Consider the following 275-nt stretch of genomic DNA (forward strand, 5'->3'; position numbering starts at 1 on the left):
GTGTAGCCGCGTTTTAGAAGTTCCGCGCGAATGTGTCGCGGATTCATGGCATTTGTGATGAGTACATACTCATTCGTGTGTAAGAATGGCGCACGAACGTAAGGATGTCAAGGGGCGGAAAGACGCGTTTGCGCGTGAGCTGGGCGCACGATTGCGCGAGGCGCGTGAGAAGGCCGGGCTCAACCAGGCGCAGATGGCTGCGCTAGCGGGCGTGTCCGAAACCGCGTTGGGGAACTACGAGCGCGGAAAGCGACTTGCGCCGATTGATGTGGTGC

1 protein-coding gene is annotated in these 275 nt (G+C 59.3%); it reads left to right on the forward strand.

Going from position 1 to position 275, the window contains the following annotated elements:
* Nucleotides 1-85 precede the first annotated feature (85 nt).
* Nucleotides 86-275, forward strand: a 190-nt coding sequence (locus ACTFO6_RS18755) for a helix-turn-helix domain-containing protein (protein WP_439935872.1), incomplete at its 3' end; no start/stop codon positions are given.

Origin of the sequence: Pelomicrobium sp. G1, from assembly GCF_051905455.1 — a bacterium.
GTDB lineage: Bacteria > Pseudomonadota > Gammaproteobacteria > Burkholderiales > UBA6910 > Pelomicrobium.